The organism is Gottfriedia acidiceleris (genome assembly GCF_004138285.1).
Lineage (GTDB): Bacteria > Bacillota > Bacilli > Bacillales > Bacillaceae_G > Gottfriedia > Gottfriedia acidiceleris_A.
This window is the reverse complement of the sequence record NZ_SCFN01000061.1, coordinates 1-645: the sequence shown is the minus strand read 5'-3', so window position 1 is coordinate 645 and position 645 is coordinate 1. Positions and strand designations below refer to the sequence as shown.

Annotated in this window: 1 rRNA gene; it reads right to left on the bottom strand. The window is 52.6% G+C overall.

Annotation, left to right across the window (positions count from 1 at the left end):
- Positions 1–645, bottom strand: a 16S ribosomal RNA gene (locus EP747_RS23945); the annotation flags it as partial.

Genomic DNA, 645 nt, shown 5'->3' with positions numbered 1-645 from the left:
CCTGTCACTCTGTCCCCGAAGGGAAAGCCCTATCTCTAGGGTTGTCAGAGGATGTCAAGACCTGGTAAGGTTCTTCGCGTTGCTTCGAATTAAACCACATGCTCCACCACTTGTGCGGGCCCCCGTCAATTCCTTTGAGTTTCAGTCTTGCGACCGTACTCCCCAGGCGGAGTGCTTAATGCGTTAACTTCAGCACTAAAGGGCGGAAACCCTCTAACACTTAGCACTCATCGTTTACAGCGTGGACTACCAGGGTATCTAATCCTGTTTGCTCCCCACGCTTTCGCGCCTCAGCGTCAGTTACAGACCAGAAAGTCGCCTTCGCCACTGGTGTTCCTCCAAATCTCTACGCATTTCACCGCTACACTTGGAATTCCACTTTCCTCTTCTGCACTCAAGTTTCCCAGTTTCCAATGACCCTCCCCGGTTGAGCCGGGGGCTTTCACATCAGACTTAAGAAACCGCCTGCGCGCGCTTTACGCCCAATAATTCCGGACAACGCTTGCCACCTACGTATTACCGCGGCTGCTGGCACGTAGTTAGCCGTGGCTTTCTGGTTAGGTACCGTCAAGGTGCCAGCTTATTCAACTAGCACTTATTCTTCCCTAACAACAGAGCTTTACGACCCGAAGGCCTTCATCGCTC